Annotated in this window: 17 protein-coding genes; all 17 read right to left on the bottom strand. The window is 62.5% G+C overall.

The window, feature by feature from the left end; translation table 11 throughout:
- Positions 1–122 precede the first annotated feature (122 nt).
- Positions 123–962, bottom strand: coding sequence for an urease accessory protein UreD (locus M5B43_RS18350; RefSeq protein WP_248751423.1), 840 nt, complete (start codon positions 960–962; stop codon positions 123–125).
- A 42-nt stretch (positions 963–1,004) separates the two neighbouring features.
- Positions 1,005–1,703, bottom strand: a complete 699-nt coding sequence (urtE, locus tag M5B43_RS18345) for an urea ABC transporter ATP-binding subunit UrtE (RefSeq protein ID WP_248751422.1) — start codon at positions 1,701–1,703, stop codon at positions 1,005–1,007.
- A gap of 12 nt (positions 1,704–1,715) precedes the next feature.
- Entirely contained in the window at positions 1,716–2,549 is an 834-nt protein-coding gene (gene urtD, locus M5B43_RS18340) for an urea ABC transporter ATP-binding protein UrtD (protein ID WP_248751421.1), read from the bottom strand.
- Positions 2,546–3,613, bottom strand: coding sequence for an urea ABC transporter permease subunit UrtC (gene urtC / locus M5B43_RS18335; RefSeq protein ID WP_248751420.1), 1,068 nt, complete (start codon positions 3,611–3,613; stop codon positions 2,546–2,548). The genes urtD and urtC overlap by 4 nt, the downstream gene beginning before the upstream one ends.
- Positions 3,613–5,115, bottom strand: a complete 1,503-nt coding sequence (gene urtB, locus M5B43_RS18330) for an urea ABC transporter permease subunit UrtB (protein ID WP_248751419.1) — start codon at positions 5,113–5,115, stop codon at positions 3,613–3,615. Before urtB ends, urtC begins: the two co-directional genes overlap by 1 nt.
- Before the next feature lie 138 nt (positions 5,116–5,253).
- Positions 5,254–6,519 carry an urea ABC transporter substrate-binding protein gene (gene urtA, locus M5B43_RS18325; RefSeq protein ID WP_248751418.1) on the bottom strand — a complete coding sequence of 422 codons (1,266 nt, stop codon included), beginning with the start codon at positions 6,517–6,519 and terminating at the stop codon, positions 5,254–5,256.
- A gap of 186 nt (positions 6,520–6,705) precedes the next feature.
- Positions 6,706–7,716: an iron ABC transporter permease gene (locus M5B43_RS18320; RefSeq protein WP_248751417.1), complete on the bottom strand. Its 1,011-nt coding sequence runs from the start codon at positions 7,714–7,716 to the stop codon at positions 6,706–6,708.
- Entirely contained in the window at positions 7,713–8,660 is a 948-nt protein-coding gene (locus M5B43_RS18315; protein ID WP_248751416.1) for an ABC transporter substrate-binding protein, read from the bottom strand. The genes M5B43_RS18320 and M5B43_RS18315 overlap by 4 nt, the downstream gene beginning before the upstream one ends.
- Positions 8,657–9,445, bottom strand: a complete 789-nt coding sequence (locus tag M5B43_RS18310; RefSeq protein WP_248751415.1) for an ABC transporter ATP-binding protein — start codon at positions 9,443–9,445, stop codon at positions 8,657–8,659. Before M5B43_RS18310 ends, M5B43_RS18315 begins: the two co-directional genes overlap by 4 nt.
- A gap of 57 nt (positions 9,446–9,502) precedes the next feature.
- Positions 9,503–11,611 (bottom strand): TonB-dependent receptor, encoded by a 2,109-nt coding sequence (locus M5B43_RS18305; RefSeq protein WP_248751414.1) that lies wholly within the window; start codon positions 11,609–11,611, stop codon positions 9,503–9,505.
- 153 nt (positions 11,612–11,764) lie between these two features.
- A complete protein-coding gene (locus M5B43_RS18300) occupies positions 11,765–13,147 on the bottom strand; it encodes a PepSY domain-containing protein (protein WP_248751413.1) in 1,383 nt (460 codons plus the stop codon).
- Between the two features lie 116 nt (positions 13,148–13,263).
- Positions 13,264–15,324, bottom strand: coding sequence for a TonB-dependent copper receptor (locus tag M5B43_RS18295; protein ID WP_248751412.1), 2,061 nt, complete (start codon positions 15,322–15,324; stop codon positions 13,264–13,266).
- Positions 15,325–15,417: 93 nt separating this feature from the next.
- Positions 15,418–15,831 (bottom strand): DUF2946 domain-containing protein, encoded by a 414-nt coding sequence (locus M5B43_RS18290; protein WP_248751411.1) that lies wholly within the window; start codon positions 15,829–15,831, stop codon positions 15,418–15,420.
- Between the two features lie 10 nt (positions 15,832–15,841).
- Positions 15,842–16,324 carry a copper chaperone PCu(A)C gene (locus tag M5B43_RS18285; RefSeq protein ID WP_248751410.1) on the bottom strand — a complete coding sequence of 161 codons (483 nt, stop codon included), beginning with the start codon at positions 16,322–16,324 and terminating at the stop codon, positions 15,842–15,844.
- A 47-nt stretch (positions 16,325–16,371) separates the two neighbouring features.
- The gene (locus M5B43_RS18280; protein WP_248751409.1) at positions 16,372–16,764 is read right to left on the bottom strand and encodes a DUF2946 domain-containing protein; all 393 of its coding nucleotides are present in this window, start codon (positions 16,762–16,764) and stop codon (positions 16,372–16,374) included.
- 245 nt (positions 16,765–17,009) lie between these two features.
- Positions 17,010–17,729, bottom strand: coding sequence for a cobalt-precorrin-6A reductase (locus M5B43_RS18275; protein ID WP_248751408.1), 720 nt, complete (start codon positions 17,727–17,729; stop codon positions 17,010–17,012).
- Positions 17,726–18,931, bottom strand: coding sequence for a precorrin-6y C5,15-methyltransferase (decarboxylating) subunit CbiE (gene cbiE, locus M5B43_RS18270; protein WP_248751407.1), 1,206 nt, complete (start codon positions 18,929–18,931; stop codon positions 17,726–17,728). The genes M5B43_RS18275 and cbiE overlap by 4 nt, the downstream gene beginning before the upstream one ends.
- Positions 18,932–18,963 lie beyond the last annotated feature (32 nt).

Genomic DNA, 18,963 nt, shown 5'->3' with positions numbered 1-18,963 from the left:
GCAGAGACAGCTTTTGGGGCCGCTACGCAGCCCTACGCGGGACAAGCCCGCTCGCCACAGTGATAGTGTTCCTTCTTAACTGACTGGCATTAGCAGGCAAGCCCCCTCCCACATGTTGATCTTCATGTGCTCCAGATTCTCGGCGCTACCGCTTCTCGGCCCACTATGGCCGGGCGCAGCAATTTCCATAAATCAATCAACCAACCCCGCGCCAGCAGCGCTTCACTGGCCAGGCAACGGGCGACCAGCAGCCCAGGCAATTGGGTCAAATCACCGCGCACCCCGTGGGGCAGTGAGCGGCATTGTTCAAGTAATTCAGGTTCGATCTCACCCGTCACCAGCAACGTGGCAAACACCGGCTGCCCATCCAGCCCGATGGGCGAACCCAGCAACCCATCGGCGCCCACAATGCGCTGGCGCTCATGCCAGAGCAACTGGCCGTCGCGGCGAATATCCAGGTGTGATTGAAAGTGGCCGAGGTCGAAGCGCTCGCCACTGGCCGGGCGACCGAGGGCGACCACGTCCCAGTAGAAGAGGCGGGCATCACCTTGCAGGTCGATACGCGTGGCGAGTTCAGCCTGGGCGGCGCTGAAGACGATGGTTTCCTGGGGCAGCCACTCGAGGGTGGCGCCCGCTTCCACGGTCAATTCGAGGGTTTGATACGCCGGGCCACTGGCGCGGTACCACTTGGCCGCGCCGGGGCTGGTCAATTGTGCCCAGGCACCGGCGCCTACGTGGGCACGGATGTCCAGGCGGTCACCGCCGGCAATCCCGCCGGGCGGGTGCACGATGATGTGCTGGCACACCTCGGGGCCTTCGGCATACAAATGCTTTTGTACCCGCAGCGGGCCGAGATGGCGGCGCATCACCGGGCGCGTTGTCTCGCCGAAACGCGCGTAGCCGAGCTCGAGCTCAGCATGCCAGCGTGGGGTGAACAGGGCAGGAGAAACGGGCAGTGTCATGGTGTGTGCTTATCGTTAGGACGCTACAGATTAGACCGTAACCTATATCGTCACCAGCCCGCGTACCCCCTCACTTTCCATATTTTCCCCACGACCGTGCTGCACGATTTCACCCCGTGACATCACCAGGTACTGGTCGGCCAGTTCGGCGGCGAAGTCGTAAAATTGCTCCACCAGCAGGATCGCCATATCGCCGCGTGCCGCGAGTTTTTTGATCACCGCGCCGATTTCCTTGATCACCGACGGCTGGATGCCTTCGGTGGGCTCATCGAGAATCAACAGGCGCGGGCGGCTGGCCAGGGCGCGACCAATCGCCAGCTGTTGCTGCTGGCCGCCAGACAAATCGCCGCCGCGCCGATGTTTCATTTGCAGCAACACCGGGAACAGTTCGTAGATGAAGGCGGGCACTTGCTTGGCTTCGGCGCCGGGAAAGCGCGACAAGCCCATCAGCAGGTTTTCTTCCACCGTCAGGCGACCAAAGATTTCCCGGCCCTGGGGCACGTAGGCAATACCGGCCTGCACGCGCTGGTGCGGCTTGAACGCGGTAATGGCCTTGCCCTCCCAGTTCACCGCGCCTTCTTTGGCCGGCAGCAGCCCCATCAAGCATTTGAGCAGGGTGGTCTTGCCCACGCCATTACGCCCGAGCAGGCAGGTGACTTCGCCGATCTTCACGTCGAAGGATAGCCCGCGCAGGATGTGGCTACCGCCGTAATACTGGTGCAGTTTGTCGACTTGCAGCATGTTCACTTCTCCTTAGCGGCCAAGGTAAACCTCGATCACCCGCTCATTTTCCTGCACCTGTTCCAGCGACCCTTCGGCCAATACGCTGCCCTGGTGCAGCACGGTCACGTGGTCGGCAATCGAGCCGACAAAGCCCATGTCGTGCTCCACCACCATCAGCGAGTGCTTGCCCGCCAGGCGCTTGAACAGCTCGGCGGTGAATTCGGTTTCGGCGTCGGTCATGCCTGCCACCGGCTCGTCCAGCAGCAACAGTTGCGGGTCTTGCATCAGCAGCATGCCGATTTCCAGGAACTGCTTCTGGCCGTGGGACAGCAAGCCGGCCGCTCGCTGCGCTGACGCCGTGAGGCGGATGGTGTCGAGGACTTCGTCGATACGGTCTTTCTGCTCACCGCTCAGGCGCGCACGCAGGCTGGCCCATACGGACTTGTCGGTCTTCTGCGCCAGCTCCAGGTTTTCGAAGACGCTGAGGGCTTCGAACACCGTGGGTTTCTGGAATTTGCGGCCGATACCGGCCTGGGCGATCTGTACTTCGCTCATGCTGGTCAAGTCGAGGGTTTCGCCAAACCACGCCTTGCCGTGACTGGGCCGGGTCTTGCCGGTGATCACGTCCATCAACGTGGTCTTGCCCGCGCCGTTGGGGCCGATGATGCAGCGCAATTCCCCGACGCCGATGTACAGGTTCAGGTCGTTGAGCGCCTTGAAACCGTCGAAGCTGACGCTGATGTCTTCCAGGGTCAGGATCGTGCCGTGGCGGGTGTTGAGCCCCTTGCCGGCCGCCTGGCCAATACCAATCGCATCGCGGCCGCTGCCCGCATCGAAAATAGGTTCAAGCATGACGTTCCTCATTTCTTCAGCAGGCCGATAACGCCCTTGGGCAGGTACAGGGTGACGATGATGAACAGCGCCCCGAGGAAGAACAGCCAGTATTCGGGGAAGGCCACGGTGAACCAGCTCTTCATGCCATTGACCACGCCGGCACCGAGCAACGGCCCGATCAGCGTGCCACGCCCGCCCAATGCCACCCACACGGCGGCTTCGATGGAATTGGTCGGCGACATTTCGCTGGGGTTGATGATGCCCACCTGCGGCACATACAGCGCACCGGCAAGCCCGCACAACACGGCGCTCAACACCCATACAAACAGCTTGAAGCCACGCGGGTCATAACCGCAGAACATCAGGCGGTTCTCGGCGTCGCGCAAAGCCGTCAGGACTCGGCCGAACTTGCTCTGCGCCAGGCGCCAACCGATGTACAGGCTCGCCACCAGCAGCAGCACCGTGGCCACGAACAACACCGCCCGCGTGCCCGGTTCGGTGATGCCGAAGCCGAGAATGCTGCGAAAATTGGTAAAGCCATTGTTGCCGCCGAACCCGGTTTCGTTGCGAAAAAACAGCAGCATGCCGGCGAAGGTCAGGGCCTGAGTCATGATCGAGAAATACACGCCCTTGATCCGCGAGCGGAAGGCGAAGAAGCCGAACACCAGGGCCAGCAGGCCGGGTGCCAACACCACCAGGCACAGCGCCCACCAGAAGTGTTGGGTGCCGACCCAATACCACGGCAATTCGGTCCACGACAAAAAGGTCATGAACGCCGGCAACGCATCGCCGGACGCCTGGCGCATCAGGTACATGCCCATCGCATAACCGCCCAGGGCGAAAAACAACCCGTGGCCCAGGGACAACATCCCGGCGTAGCCCCACACCAGGTCCAGCGCGAGGGCGACGATGGCATAGCAGAGAATCTTGCCCACCAGCGTCAAGGTGTAGGCCGACACATGCAGCGGGTTGTCCGCAGACAACAGCGAACACAGTGGCAGCACGAGCAGCAGGATCAGGATCACCGCGCCCAGCGCCATCGTGACTTTGGGGCCGGCCTTTTGCGTGGCCGTGAGCATCAATGGCTGGTTCATCAGTCGATCACCCGTCCTTTCAGTGCGAAGAGTCCTTGCGGGCGTTTCTGGATAAACAGAATGATCAGCGCGAGGATCAGGATCTTGCCGAGCACGGCGCCGATCTGGGGTTCGAGAATCTTGTTGGCAATTCCCAGGCCGAAGGCGGCCATGACGCTACCGGCCAACTGGCCGACGCCACCGAGCACCACCACCAGGAACGAGTCGATGATGTAGCTCTGGCCCAGGTCGGGGCCGACGTTGCCGATCTGGCTCAGCGCCACGCCGCCAAGACCTGCAATACCGGAACCGAGGCCAAAGGCGAGCATGTCCACTCGGCCTGTGGGTACGCCGCAGCAGGCGGCCATGTTGCGGTTCTGGGTGACGGCGCGCACGTTGAGGCCCAGGCGCGTCTTGTTCAGCAGCAGCCAGGTGAGCACCACGACGAACAATGCGAAGGCAATGATGACGATGCGGTTGTAAGGCAGCACGAGATTGGGCAGCACCTGAATGCCGCCAGACAACCAAGCGGGGTTCGAGACTTCGACGTTCTGCGCACCGAACACCAGGCGCACCAGTTGGATCAGCATCAGGCTGATGCCCCAGGTGGCAAGCAGGGTTTCCAGCGGCCGACCGTACAGGTGGCGAATCACCGTGCGCTCCAGGGCCATGCCGATAGCGGCGGTGACGAAGAACGCCACCGGCAGCGCGATCAGCGGGTAGAACTCGATGGCTGCGGGCACGTAGCGCTGCATCATCAGTTGCACCACGTAGGTCGAGTAGGCGCCGAGCATCAGCATCTCGCCGTGGGCCATGTTGATCACGCCGAGCAGGCCGAAGGTGATCGCCAAACCCAGTGCCGCCAACAGCAGGATCGAACCCAGGGACATGCCGCTGAAGGCTTGGCCGAGGATTTCGCCGAACATCAGTTTGCGTTTGACCTGGGCCAGGCTGGTCTCGGCGGCGGTGTGCACGGCGGCGTCGTTTTCCACGCCGGGCGCCAGCAGCGCTTCAAGGCGGGTGCGGGCCAGTGGGTCGCCGGTGCCGCCGAGCAAGCGCACAGCGGCGAGGCGCACGACCGGGTCGGTGTCCACCAGTTGCAGGTTGGCCAGGGCCAGGCTGAGGGCGGTGTGCACCGCCTCGTTGGTTTCGGTGGCGACCTGCTGATCGAGGAATTTGAGCTGCGCAGGTTGCGCGCTTTTTTGCAGGGTTTGCGCGGCGGCCAAACGTACCTTGGGGTCAGCGGCGAGCAGTTGCTGGCTGGCTTGTACGTTGTCGATCAGGCCGCGCAGACGGTTGTTCAGGCGTACGGTCTTGGTTTCGCCGTTGACCGTGAGTTGGCCTTGTTGCAGGGCGTCGACCAGTTCGATGCGCGCCGGGTCCGGCTGGGCAGCCCAGTCCTGGAGCAGCTTGGCTTGTTGCATCGGGTTGGCGTTGAGAAAGTCTTCGGCGTCGCTGGCGTGAGCAGCAAAAGGCAGCAACAGCAGCAGAATCAAGAAATAGCGATTGAGGGCAGTGGGCATAAGCAAGTGTCCTGATCATTCACGATCAAAGTGTGGGAGGGGGCTTGCTCCCGATAGCCGGGTGTCAGGCACTGCATGTGCTGGCTGAAGCACCGCAATCGGGAGCAAGCCCCTCCCACATTCAAACCGAGTGGGGCTTTAGTTGCTCTTCACCGCGTAGTCCGGCTTCTTGTCATTGCCCGGGATGTAAGGGCTCCACGGCTGGGCCCGGATCGGCTCCTGGGTCTGCCACACCACCGAGAACTGCCCATCCGCCTGGATCTCACCGATCATCACCGGCTTGTGCAGGTGGTGGTTGGTCTTGTCCATGGTCAGGGTGAAGCCCGACGGTGCGGCGAAGGTCTGGCCGCCCAGGGCTTCACGCACTTTGTCGACGTCGGTGGACTTGGCTTTCTCCGCCGCCTGGGCCCACATATGGATGCCCACGTAGGTGGCTTCCATCGGGTCGTTGGTCACGGCTTTGTCCGCGCCTGGCAGGTTGTGTTTCTTGGCGTAGGCTTTCCAATCAGCGACGAACTTCTGGTTCACCGGGTTTTCCACGGACTGGAAGTAGTTCCACGCCGCGAGGTTGCCCACCAGCGGCTTGGTGTCGATGCCGCGCAGTTCTTCTTCACCCACCGAGAACGCGACCACCGGCACATCGGTGGCCTTCAGGCCCTGGTTGGCCAGCTCTTTGTAGAACGGCACGTTGGAGTCGCCGTTCACCGTGGAGACCACAGCGGTCTTGCCGCCAGCGGAGAACTTCTTGATGTTGGCGACGATGGTCTGGTAATCGGCGTGGCCGAACGGGGTATAGACCTCTTCAATATCTTTATCCGCGACGCCTTTGGAATGCAGGAACGAGCGCAGGATCTTGTTGGTGGTGCGCGGGTACACGTAGTCGGTGCCGAGCAGGAAGAAGCGCTTGGCGCCGCCGCCTTCTTCGCTCATCAGGTATTCCACGGCCGGGATCGCCTGCTGGTTTGGCGCTGCACCGGTGTAGAACACGTTCGGCGACATTTCTTCGCCCTCGTATTGCACCGGGTAGAACAGCAAGCCATTGAGTTCTTCGAACACCGGCAATACGGATTTGCGCGACACCGACGTCCAGCAGCCGAACACCACGGCAACCTTGTCCTGGGTCAGCAGCTGCCGGCCCTTCTCGGCGAACAGCGGCCAGTTGGATGCCGGGTCCACCACCACCGGTTCGAGTAGCTTGCCGTTCACACCGCCCTTGGCGTTGATCTCGTCGATGGTCATCAACGCCATGTCTTTAAGCGAGGTCTCGGAAATCGCCATGGTCCCGGACAGCGAATGCAGGATGCCGACCTTGATGGTCTCGGCGGCCTGGACGGTCCAGGTCAAGCCCATGGCAGCAATGGATGCCGACAAAGTAAAAGCCTTGAGCAAGCTACGACGCTTCATGGTGCAGTCTCCGTGAACTCAACATTGTTATGAGGGGGACAAGTCGAGGTGGTGATTGCAAGCGCTGTGCCTAGTCGCGAAATGGCCTGAAATGGTCGTTTCGCCCATCGCCGGGCTCGGGGTGCGCACCATGAGATGGCAGGTGTGGCTATCAGGTGCGTCGCGATGCGCTACAACGGGGCGTGATCAGCGCCGACGCATCAAGCCAATAAAAAACAACCCGCCAATCGCCGCTGTCGCCACCCCGATGGGCAGGTCTTGCGGGGCGATCAGCGTGCGTGCCGCGACATCGACCCACACCAGGAACACACTGCCCAGCAGCACGCACACCGGCAGTAAACGGCGGTGTTCGGCGCCTACCAGGCGCCGGGCGATGTGCGGCACCATCAGCCCGACAAAGCCGATAGAGCCGCTGATGGACACCAGCACGCCGGTCATCAGCGAGGCGACCAGGAAGACTTTCAAGCGCACATTGCGTGCGTTCAAACCAAGGGTCACGGCGGTCTGCTCGCCGGCCATCAAGGCGTTGAGCGGGCGGGCCATGCCGAGCAGCAACAGCAACCCCAGCAGCAGCGTGGCGGCGGGAATTGCCAGCAGCTCCCAGCGGGCCAGCCCCAAGCCGCCGAGCATCCAGAACATCACTGCCGACGCGGCACGATGGTCGCCCATGAACAGCAGCAGGTTGGCCACCGCCATCATCACGAACGATACCGCCACACCGCACAGCAGCAGGCGATCACTTTCCAGGCGGCCGTTGCGACTGGCCACAGCCAGCACCACCAGCATGCTCAGCAGCGCGCCGATGAAGGCTGCTATGGGCAGGGTCAGCAGGCCGATGACTTCGCCCACATGCAGCACCACGATCACCGCGCCGAGGGTGGCGCCGGAGGTCACGCCCAGCAGGTGCGGATCGGCCAACGGGTTACGCGTCACGGCCTGCAACACTGCACCAATCAACGCCAGCCCGGCACCCACCAAGGCCCCGAGCAGCATGCGTGGCACGCGGATCAGCCAGACGATATGTTCCTGCCCCGCAGGCCAATTCACGTCACCGATGCCGAACGTCTTGTTCAGCAAGATCCGCCACACCACGTCCACGGGCACCCGCGCCGAGCCGAACCCCAGCGAGATCACGCAAGAGACCAGCAATAACGCACCAAGGGCACTCAACAGCAGGGCGTAGCGACGGTTGATCATTCGCCGTGGAACCCTTTGGCCAAGGCTTCTACCGCCAGCCCGTTGTCGATACCCGGCGTGGCCTGCACGTACGGGATCACGATAAAGCGCTGGTTCCTGATGGCGTCCACCGATTGCAGGGCCGGGTTATCCAGCAGGAATTGCGCTTTCTGTTCGGCAGTGATTTCGCTGTAGTCGACGATCACGATGACCTGCGGGTTGCGTTCCACCACGGTCTCCCAGTTGACCCGGGTCCAACTGGCGTCTACGTCGTCGAGGATATTGCGTCCGCCGGCCGCTTTGATCAGCGCCTGGGGCATGCCCAGACGGCCCGAGGTCATGGCGCGATCTTCACCGCTGTCATAGAGGAACACGCGAGGCTTGTCGGCCGGCAGGTCTTTTTGCACCTCGGCCACCTGCGCCTGCATCTGGGTGATCAGGGTGTGGGCACGGTCCTGCACGTCGAAGATCTTGCCCAGGTTGCGCAGGTCGTTATAGGTGTCTTCGAGTGTGGCGGCGGGGCGCTTCATCACGAACGCACACGATTCGCTCAGTTCGTACACGTTGATACCCAACGGCTGCAGGGTTTGCGGCGTGAGGTCGCCGCCCACGCGCATGCCGTAGTCCCAGCCGGCGAAGAAAAAATCCACGTTGGCATTGAGCAGGGTTTCCACCGAGGGGTATTTGCTCGCCAGTTCCGGCAGGCCATCGAGGGTCTCGGCCATCTCTGGTGTCACCGACTTCCAGCCGGTGACGCCGCTGTAGCCGGCCATGTGGGATCTGAGGCCCAGGGCAAGCATCATCTGGGTCATGTTGATGTCATGGCTGACTGCGTGTTTCGGCGCCTCCTGGAAGGTCACGTTGCGGTTGCAGCTTTTGAGGGTCACCGGGTAATGGGTGGCCTCAGCGAACGCTTGGGCAGTACCGAGCAACAGAACAAGAGACAGCAGGGCACGCAGGGTCATGGTTGGGTTATCCAGGTGATTCGGGGGTAGCCGGACAAGGGGTGGGGGTCGATCAGTGCCTCGACACCAAACACGTCGCGCAGCAACGCGGTGGTCAACACGTGGTGGGGCGTGCCGCTGGCGACGATGCGCCCGTGGTTGATCACATACAGGCGATCACAGAATGCGGCGGCCAGGTTCAGGTCGTGGATGCTGGCCAGGGTGCCGATGTTCAGGTGCTTGACCAGCCTTAACAGCTCCAGCTGATAGCGCGGGTCGAGGTGGTTGGTTGGTTCGTCGAGGATCAGCAGTTGCGGTTGCTGGGCCAGGGCGCGGGCGAGAATCACGCGCTGTTTTTCACCGCCCGACAGGGTGGCGAAGGCGTGGTCCTCGAAATGCTGCATACCGACGGACTTCAACGCTTGGCGGATCAGTTGCTGGTCGTGCAGCGTATCGCTGTCGAACAACCCCTTGTGGGGCGTGCGGCCCATGGCAACCACTTCATCCACACGCAGACCGAAGGCATCGGGGAACTCTTGCAGCACGACGGCGATGCGTTGCGCGCACCACTTGGCGCTTTGCTTCCAGACGTTCTGGTGCGCGAGCAACACGTCGCCGTGTTCCGGTTTGCTGAACCGATAGGCACAGCGCAACAGGCTGGTCTTACCGCTGCCGTTGGGGCCGATCAGCCCGACAAACTCCCCCGCATCGACCTGCAGGCTGGCGTCACGCAGTTGGAACTGGTGAAGGCAGTGGTCGTGGCCGGGTGGGCTCCAGCCGAGCTGTGTGAGGGTGAGTGAGGTCATCAATGCGCTCAAGTCCAACACCGAGTAAAAAGTGGGAGGGGGTTCGTGTTATTTCAGTTAGAAGGTGTAGTCCGCGGTGACGAAGAGCGAGCGTGGTTCACCCAGAATCCACTGCTGCCCATCGTTGTATTGGCTGACGGCGTAGGTGCGGTCGAACAGGTTATTCAATTGCAGGCCCAGGGTGGTGTTGCGCATGGCTTTCCACGACAAGGTCGCATCGACCACGGTGTAGCTCGGCAGCTCGTTCTGGTTGGCCATGTCGGCATAGCGTGCGTCGACGTAACGCACACCAGCACCGGCACGAACGTTGTCGGTCACGGCCTTGCTCAGCCACAGGTTGGCCGTGCGGCGCGGTACGTCCACTGGGCGGTTGCCGTCGCGGGAGACCTGTACGCCGCCGACGTCCTGTTTGAAGTCGTCGTACTGTGCTCGCACGATGGCGGCGTTGGCTTGCAACTGCCAGGCATGGGGCAGTTGCAGGTCGAGGCTGGCTTCCAGGCCGTTGGCGGTTTGCTGGCCGACTTGCTGCTTGAGGTCCGGGTCGCCCGGCACGTCGGTGAGCAGTTTCTTTTTGACGATGTGGTACGCGGCCAGGGTCCATTCGCCACGCTGGTCCCAGAAGGCTTGCTTGAGGCCGATCTCGGTTTGCTTGGCCGTGGACAGGTCGAACTGCTGCTGGCTCGGGCTCAGGGAAATCAGGCCGCCGACGCCGTCGGTGCTGGTGGCGTACTGGCCGTAGAGGGACGTTTGCGGCGTAAGTGCGTAGACCAGGCCGGCTTTCCAGTTATTGCCGGTGAGGGTCTTGTCGGAGTGGCTGCCGGTGCGCAGGTCGTCACGGTCGATGTGCGCGTAGTCGCGGCGGATGCCAGTGATCAGCGCCAGTTTATCGGTGAGTTGCAGGCGGTTCTCAGCGAAGCCGGCGACCGTTTTGGTGGTGGTGGCGAACACGGGCTTGAACGGGTCTTTGCTGGCAAACGGCGTGGCTGCCGGGTGGTACAGGTCGATGGGCTGGCCTGCGCTCAGTACGTCATCAAACGGTGAGTTGCTCGCCAAGCGGAAACGGATACGGTTGTATTCAACGCCTGCCACCGTCTGGCTGTCGAGGCCGAACAGGGTGTGCTCGAAGGTGAAAGTCTGGCGGTCACCGACCTGTTCCTGATTGTGTTTGATACCAAAGTTACCGCTGCGGGTCAGTTGGCCGTTGGTGAAGTTATAGTTCTCGGCGTTCTGCCAGCGGCGTTGGTTTTTCAGGTAGTAGAGCTCGTTGGTGGCACTGATGTTGTCGTTGAGCTGCCACTCGCTGGTCAGGCGTGTCCACTGGTCGTTGTAGTGCTGGGTATCGTTGCTGACGTTGTAATTCTTGTCGCGCAGGCCCTTGTGCAACTGGCCGTTGATCAGCGGGGTGCCGAAGTAGTTTTGCGGGCGCTGGTCGCCGTAGTCGCTGGCCAGGGTGAAACTCAGGTTGTCTGCCGCTTGCCAGCGCAGGGCGCCGCTGATGAAGTCGCTGCTGGAGTCACCACGGTCGATGAAGCCATTGCTGCGCAGGCGGTTGAGGTTCAGGCGGTAGCTCAAGGTGTCGGTCAGCGAACCACCGCTGTCGAGAGCTTGTTGCTGGCGGTCGTAGGAGCCGTAGCCCAGGCGGATATGGTTTTCGATGTCGCCTTCAAAAGGCTTTTTCGAGATTGTATTGACCACCGCACCGGTAGCGCCTTCGCCATACAGCACCGACGCCGGGCCGCGCAGTACGTCCACCCGTTCCACTGCCCAGGTGTCCACCGGGAAGGTCGAGGTGCCCATGCCGGTGTACATGCGGTTGCCATCGTACAGCTGCATCACCGAGCTCTGGCCGGTAAAACCACGGGCTTGCAGCGAGGTGCCGCCGTCACCCGGGGTGCCGGTGCGGGTAATGCCGGTGGCGCGGGAAATGGCGTCCTGCACACTGGCGTCGCCACGTTCGCGGATCTGCGCGCCGGTCTGGCTTTCAACGCTGCCGGGGGTTTGCATCGCCGTGAGGTTCAGGCGCGAACCGGCAGTGGTCGGGGTGTTCAGGTCGACACGTTCGTCATCCACTGCGGGGGCCGTGATGGGGCTGGCGGGCAGGGTCAGGGCCTGGGCGTTGGTATGCAGGGCGAGCAGGCACAGACCAGACGCAAGGTACTTGTTCATCGGACGGAAAATCGCTTTTTCGAGGCGGTGCTCGCCGCCGGGCGCGGCGAGCTGAGATTATGTAGAAAGTGTTATAAGTTAACACTTTCTGCGGCATGGGCGAAAGCCTGCGTAAGACTACATAACGCCTCTAGATAGGACATCTCGCCTATTTCACGTTGAACCTGAGGCTGATTCACGTTGCGAGAACAGCCGTGACAGCACCAGGCGATCCAGCGCCCACACCCCGATCAGCGACGCGCCCACCAACGGGAAAATGATCGCCAGCCCGAGCATGATCACCATGGCTGTTTTCCATTTCGGCAAGTCATGACGCAGCGGTGGCACACCCAGACCGCCTTGTGGCCGGCGCTTCCACCAGATCACCACGCCGCTGACTGCACTGAGCAGAATCATCAAGCAGATCAGCAGCACGATCAGTTGGTTGACCCAACCGAACAGCTTGCCTTCGTGCAGCATCACCCCGGTTTCGGTGGCGCGCGCGACGGTGTTGTAGTGCTCCCAACGCACATCGGCGAGGACCTTGCCGGTGTATTGGTCTACATGCAAGGTGGCGTCGTTGCGTGGGTCGTCGGCGAACACGGCGACCGTGAACACGCCTGTGGCGGTGGTGGGGAAGGTGATGCTGTAGCCAGGCTGCACCTTGCGGGCATTGGCCAGGTCGACCACCTGTTGCAGGCGTACGGTGGGCGCCGCAGGCCCTGCGTGCATAGCGCCATGGTTCATGTGTTCGGCGTGTTCGCCGGACATCGGCATCGGTGTGTTTTCCATGGCCCAGGGCACGGTTTGTTGACTGGCTGTGTTGAGGACGCGGGCCTGTTGATCGGACTGCGGCACGTTGTTCCACATGGGCGCCGGGAAGGTATTCCACAGTTCGGCGTATTGCTTGCCCCAGAAGCCGGTCCAGGTCATGCCGCTGAGCAGCATCACCAGTAAAAACGCCGCGCCCCAGAAGCCGGTGACCGCATGCATGTCACGCCAGAACACGCGGCCACGGCTGCTAAAACGTGGCCATAACACGCCCGCCGATGACTTGCCGCGCGGCCACCACAGGTACACGCCGGACACCACCAGCATCACGCCCCAGCCAGCGGCGAGTTCGACCAGGCGATCGCCCACAGTGCCGATCATCAGCTCGCCATGGAGTGCGCGCGCGATGGCTTGCAGGTTGTATTGGGCATCCTGTTCGCCAAGTACGGTGCCGCGATACGGGTCGACGAACACCGTCACTTCACGGCCATTGTTGTGCATCACGAACTGCGCGCTGCTGGTGGCGTCGGCAGGCGGCAGGTACTTGCTGATCTTGCCTTGGGGGAAGGCTGCCTGGGCGCGTTGCAACTGCTCATCGGCACTCAAGGCATGCTCGGCGCTTTGCACCTTGAGCAGGTCGCCATACATCAGTGGGTCGAGCTGGGGTTTGAACAGGTAGATGATGCCGGTGAGGGCCAGCAGCACCATGAAGGGGGCGACGAAGAGCCCGGCGTAGAAGTGCCAACGCCAGGCCAGGTTGTAGAAGGAGATTTTTTGAGTGGTCATCAGGGGCTCCGCAAGGCTTTTGGTTTTCTTGTGTCAATCAGGGCGCCATCGGGGCAAGGTCCCTCCCACAGTTGGAGTGTGTTCCAAGTGTGGGACGGTACTTGCCCTCGATGCAGTTAGAAGCTCATGTCCACCTTGGTCCAGAGGGTGCGCCCCGGCTCCTTGATGGCTTGCGGGTCGTTGGCCGGGTAGCCGAACCCGGCGTTGCCGGCCAGGTTCAAGTGCTCGGCATAGGCTTTGCCGAAGAGGTTGTCGACGCCGGTGCTGACCTTGAAGTTTTTATTGATGCGGTACGCCGCGTTCAGCGAGAACACGCCAAAGCCGGCGCTCTTGTCGAAGTCCTTGCCGACTACGTTGCCCTTGTTCTGGTCGATGCGGTTTTGTGCTGCGACCACGCGCCACAAGGCACCGGCGCTCCAGTCATCTTCGCTGTAGGTCAGGCCAAAACGTGCGTCCAGCGGTGGCATCTGTGGCAGCGCCTTGCCGTCGCTGGTGTTCTTGCCCCAGGCGTAGGCGAGGGTGGCGTCGGCTTTCCAGTGGGAGGTCAGCTTGTACGCCGTGCCCAGTTCGCCACCCATGATGCGAGCATCGACGTTGCGCGCCTGGGAGGTGGTGCCCATCATGCCGGGCTTGTAGTCGAACAGGATGAAGTCCTGCACCCGCCCGATGTAACCCGAGGCCCAGGCTTCCAGGTCGGCAGTCTTGTATTGCGCGCCGAAGTCGAGCTGGGTGGTCTTCTCAGGCTTCACGCCATCGAACGCATTCACCGAACCGAGCGCCCCGGTGTTGGGGGAAAACAGCTCCCAGTAATCCGGGAAGCGTTCTGCATGGCCCAAGCCGGCATAGACGGTGGTCGGGGTGTCGGCCAGGTCATGCTCATACCGCACAAAACCCGAGGGCAAGGTATCGGCACGGGTATCGTCGGCGGTCGGGTTGGGGCTGGACATCATTCCTGAGCCGGTGCGTTGACGGAAATCCTTGGCCGAGGCGCGGTCCAGGCGTGCGCCGGTGATCAGGCGGTCATCGTCGGCGGCGTACCAGGTCAACTCGCCGAACACACCGTAGTTGTGAAAGTTGGCGTCCTTGTTGCGGGGCAGGTCCTTGTAGGTGTCGATGCCCATGCTGCTGCGCTGGCGATGTTCGTTGGTCTGCGCATCCAGGCCACCGATCAGTTGCACATCGGCCCAGCGCCAGGTCGCCTTGATCCGCGCGCCGAGGGTACGGCGGTCGACGTTCGAGGCCATCGGCCCCGCCATCATTCCGGTGCCTGACGGTACGCGCAGGCTGTAGTTGTCCATCACGTGGTCGGCGTAGTTGTAGTAGACCTGGGCCTCGACCTTGTCCAGCACTTCACCGATGTTGGACTTCTCGAAGCGCAGCCCCAGGCTTTCGCGCAGGAACTGCGAGCCGTCCATGCCGCGCCCGGCGTAGCGCGCTTCACCATCGCCACGGCCGGCGGTGAGCTCCAGCAGGGTGTCGGCGTCGGGGGTGAAACCAACCGCCACATCGCCATTCCACTTGTCGTAGCGCGAGGCGACGGTTTTGTTGTTGCCGTCCTTGTAGTCATCGGCATGGGCCTGGTTGCCGATGACTCGCACGTAGCCCAAGGGCCCGCCGGCAGCGGCGTCGATGACCTTGTCGAAGCGGCCGTTGGAACCGGCCAGCACACTGGCGTTGACCCGCGTGCCCAGCTCGCCGAAGTGCTCGGGCTCGCGGTCGAACAGGATCGTGCCGGCCGACGCGCCCGGGCCCCACAGCACGGTTTGCGGGCCCTTGATGACGGTGAGTTTGTCGTAGGTTTCCGGCGAAATGTACGAGGTAGGTGCGTCCATCCGCCCTGGGCACGCGCCGAGCATCATGCCGCCGTTGGTGAGGATATTCAGGCGTGATCCGAACATGCCGCGCAGCACCGGGTCGCCATTGGTACCGCCGTTGCGTACCAGGGCAAAGCCGGGGATGGTCTTGAGGTAGTCGCCACCATCGCTGGCGGGCACCGGTTGGCGTGGATCTTTCGGGTTGGTGACCACGGTCAGCGGTGAGCTGGGCGCGATCGCGGTGATCACGGTGGGGCTCAACTCATGCTCGTCGGCGTGGGCGTGCGGCATCAACAGTGCGCCGCACAGAACGGCGAGCACGGGGGTACTTCCCAAACGGGTGTCAGCAGAAAACCTGGACATGACAAATTCCATCAATCAATCGTAAACAACACGGCCAGCAGCCTGCGGCTGTCTGTCTAAAGTCGGCCGGGGTGAAGTAACGCTGTGAAGTACTTACGAAGCGATGGGCGGCGCGCGGCTGCGGGCCCCGGGGAAGATGCTTTGCCGGGCGTGGCCCAGGCGCGTGGCAGGGGTGAGCGCGTTAGCCGGTGGCGGTGTCCCGAGCGTGACATAGGACACGCTTCCCGGGAGTGCCGGGCAACTGAAGAGCAGATCGCAATAGCCGCACTTTGCCCACAGTGCGTGATGTTCGCCGGGGGCTTTTTTGTGATGGGAGTTGCCATGTTCGCCGGGCATGTCCATGGACATGTTCATCGACATACCGGCGTGATGATCCATCGGCATCGCTTGAGAAATCAGCGGACCGATAAAAATCATCAGCATGGCGAACAGGCTGATCCAACTGCCGCGCATCAAGCCCATGGGCCTGCGACGGTGCGGGGTCAACCTGGCGCGAGGGGCGCCCATCGAGGTGTGCTTATGGGGTATGCATAGACTCGTGGCCAGCCATCGGCGGCGTTTTTTGCACCGACACTTGCACCTCGACCTTGCCCGCTTTCTCAAAGGTCAGGGTCAGGGGGAAGTGCTTGCCATCGGCCAGCAGGCTGCGGTCTTTGAGGCCCAGCAGCATCACGTGGTAGGCCATCGGCGCGAAGGTCAAATCGCCCTTGGCCGGTACGGCAACGCTGGGCACTTGCTGCATCTTCATCAAGTCGCCCTGCATCACATGCTCATGCAGCTCAGCCTTGTCCGCCACTGGCGTGTAGACACTGAGCAGGCGGTCCGGGGTAGTGCCGGTGTTATGAATCACGAAGTACGCCGCGACGGTCGGGGCGTTGGGCGGCAGCTCCTGGGACCAAGGATCGCTGACCAGCAGGTTGCCGGCCTTGTAGTCATCGGCATTGGCAGCAACGCACACGGGCAGCAGCAACGCAGCCAGAAGCAGGGAAGATTTGAGCATGGCAGTTCTCCAGAACGGTTCTAAACGCAGTTCACTTGCGAAGACGGTCAGACCGTTGGGGAGGCGCGGGGGTTAATGCTCGGCCATTGCTGGCGCGGTGTAGGGGGTTGCAACGAGGGCGGCGGCAGGTTTTGCACCGCCCCGAACCGTGTGACATACAACTGCGGCACATGCCCCGGCAACGCCACTAGCGGCGCCGAGCCCGAACAACACCAGCAATGCTGCATGGTGGAGTGGTCGTCCTGCGGCGCCGGAATCTCCAGCTTGCCCAGGGCAATGGATTTCAGGCTGGTGCCATTGGACGAGCAGAAACTGCCCCACAGCAATTGCTGCACAGGGTCCTGCGACTGCTGCATCGCACTGGCCATCGGCATGGCAAAGGCATTGAACAGCACTGCAAGGCAGGCGATCCAGGCAATTGCGAAGCGTTGACGGGCCATGGCGGATAATCCGTAGGGTTAAGCGATCAGGGGGTATTTAGCCTGATCGGGGGGGATAAGTAAAAAGTGGCGGTGTGGTTTGGTGTCGCAGTGCTGGGTTTGAGGATAGACGGGGAATCGAGGGGATGCCGATCTTCAAGACAACGCAGTCCAAATGTGGGAGGGGGCTTGCTCCCGATTACGGGGTGTCAGTCGCTCATTTATTGGCTGATCCACCGCTATCGGGAGCAGGCCACCTCCCACACTTAGAAAGAGGTGATCGCCTGCAACACGGCGGCTACGCTCATAAACTCTCGATCCACCGCAGCCAACACCGGCCGCTTCAACACCAACACCGGCACCCCACGCTCGCGCGCCACTTCCAGCTTCGGCTCGGTGGCGGTGCTGCCACTGTTTTTACTGATCAGCACATCAACCCGGCGCCGTTCAAACAGCACGCGCTCGTCTTCAATCAGAAACGGCCCACGTGCGCCGATCACTTCACAGCGCTCATTCCCCGGATAAACCTCCAGTGCACGCAAGGTCCAGAACTGCTCGGCGGGGATTTCATCGAGATGCTGCAAGGGTTCGCGACCCAAGGTGAACAACGGGCGCTTGAAGGGTTTCAACGTCTCGATCAGCTCGGCCCAGTCACTGACCTCACGCCAGTCATCTCCCGCCTGGGGTTGCCAAGCGGGGCGCCGCAACGCCCAGCACGGCACACCGCACACCCTCGCAGCCTGGGCGGCGTTGTGGCTGATCTGCGCCGCGTACGGGTGCGTGGCATCGAGGATCAGGCTGATGTGTTCATCGCGAACAAACTGCGCCAGCCCTTCGACCCCGCCATAGCCCCCGACACGCACCTGGCACGTCAGGTCGGTCGGCACGCGGCCCACGCCCGCCAGGCTGTAGACGTGCTCCGGCCCCAAGGTCCGTGCGATCGCCAGCGCTTCGGTCACGCCGCCCAGCAGCAGCATCCGTTTCATACGGGCTTGACCACTTCCAGCAAGGTGATCGGCAGTGCCTGGCGCCACGTGTCAAATTCCCCCAGCGGCTGCGCCTGTGCCACCTGTATGCGCGTCAGCTCGCCGCCGTGTTGGGCGCGCCAGTTCATCAAGGCCGTTTCACTTTGCAGGGTCACGGCATTGGCGATGAGGCGACCACCGGGGCGCAAGTGTTGCCAGCACGTGTCGAGCACGCCGTCGCGGGTGACGCCGCCGCCGATGAAGATCGCGTCGGGTGCTTCCAGGCCTTGCAATGCGTCCGGGGCCTTGCCGCGAATCAGTTGCAGGCCGGGTACGCCGAGGGCGTCGCGGTTGTGTTCGATGAGGCTTTGGCGGCCGGCATCCGCTTCAATCGCCAATGCACGGCAACTTGGATGAGCACGCATCCATTCAATGCCGATGGAGCCGCTGCCCGCGCCTACATCCCACAGCAGTTCGCCGGGCAGGGGCGCGAGGCGGGCCAGGGTGATGGCGCGTACGTCGCGTTTGGTCAGTTGGCCGTCGTGTTTGAACGCAGAATCCGGCAGGCCGGCAAGGCACGACAGGCGTGGAGTCTTCGCGTCGGCCAGGCAGTCGATGGCGACCAGGTTCAAATCGGCAACCGAAGTGTGCGCCCATGACTGCGCCAACCCGTCGATGCGCTGCTCACTCGCGCCGCCCAGGTGTTCAAACACCGTCAACCGGCTGGGCCCAAACCCCGACTCAACCAATAGCGCCGCAATCGAAGCAGGGCTGCTGCCATCATTGCTCAACACCAGCAAGCGCACACCGCAGGCCAGGTGCGCATTGATCGCCGCCAATGGCCGCGCCACTACGGATAACGTCACCACCTCTTGCAACGGCCATCCCAACCGCGAGGCGGCCAATGACACCGACGACGGCGCCGGCAATACCAGCAGCTCTTCAGCCGCCACCTGCCGCGCCAGGCTGGCGCCTACGCCGTAGAACATCGGGTCGCCACTGGCCAGCACGCACACAGGTGTACCGCGTTGCGCCAGCAGCGGCTCCAGGGAAAACGGGCTCGGCCACAGCTGGCGCTCGCCACGAATACACACGGGCAACAGGTCCAACTGGCGTTGGCCGCCTATAATCCGCGAGGCGCGCAGCAGGGCATGCCGGGCATTCCTGCCTAGCCCCTTGAAGCCGTCTTCACCGATGCCTACAACCGTCAGCCAGGGCGACATATCAATTCCTTGAACGACATCCGACGGGCAGG

Origin of the sequence: Pseudomonas sp. MWU15-20650 (assembly GCF_023242475.1) — a bacterium.
Classification (GTDB): Bacteria; Pseudomonadota; Gammaproteobacteria; order Pseudomonadales; family Pseudomonadaceae; genus Aquipseudomonas.
Note: the sequence above shows the minus strand (reverse complement) of the source record. Positions and strands in the feature narration are given on the sequence as shown.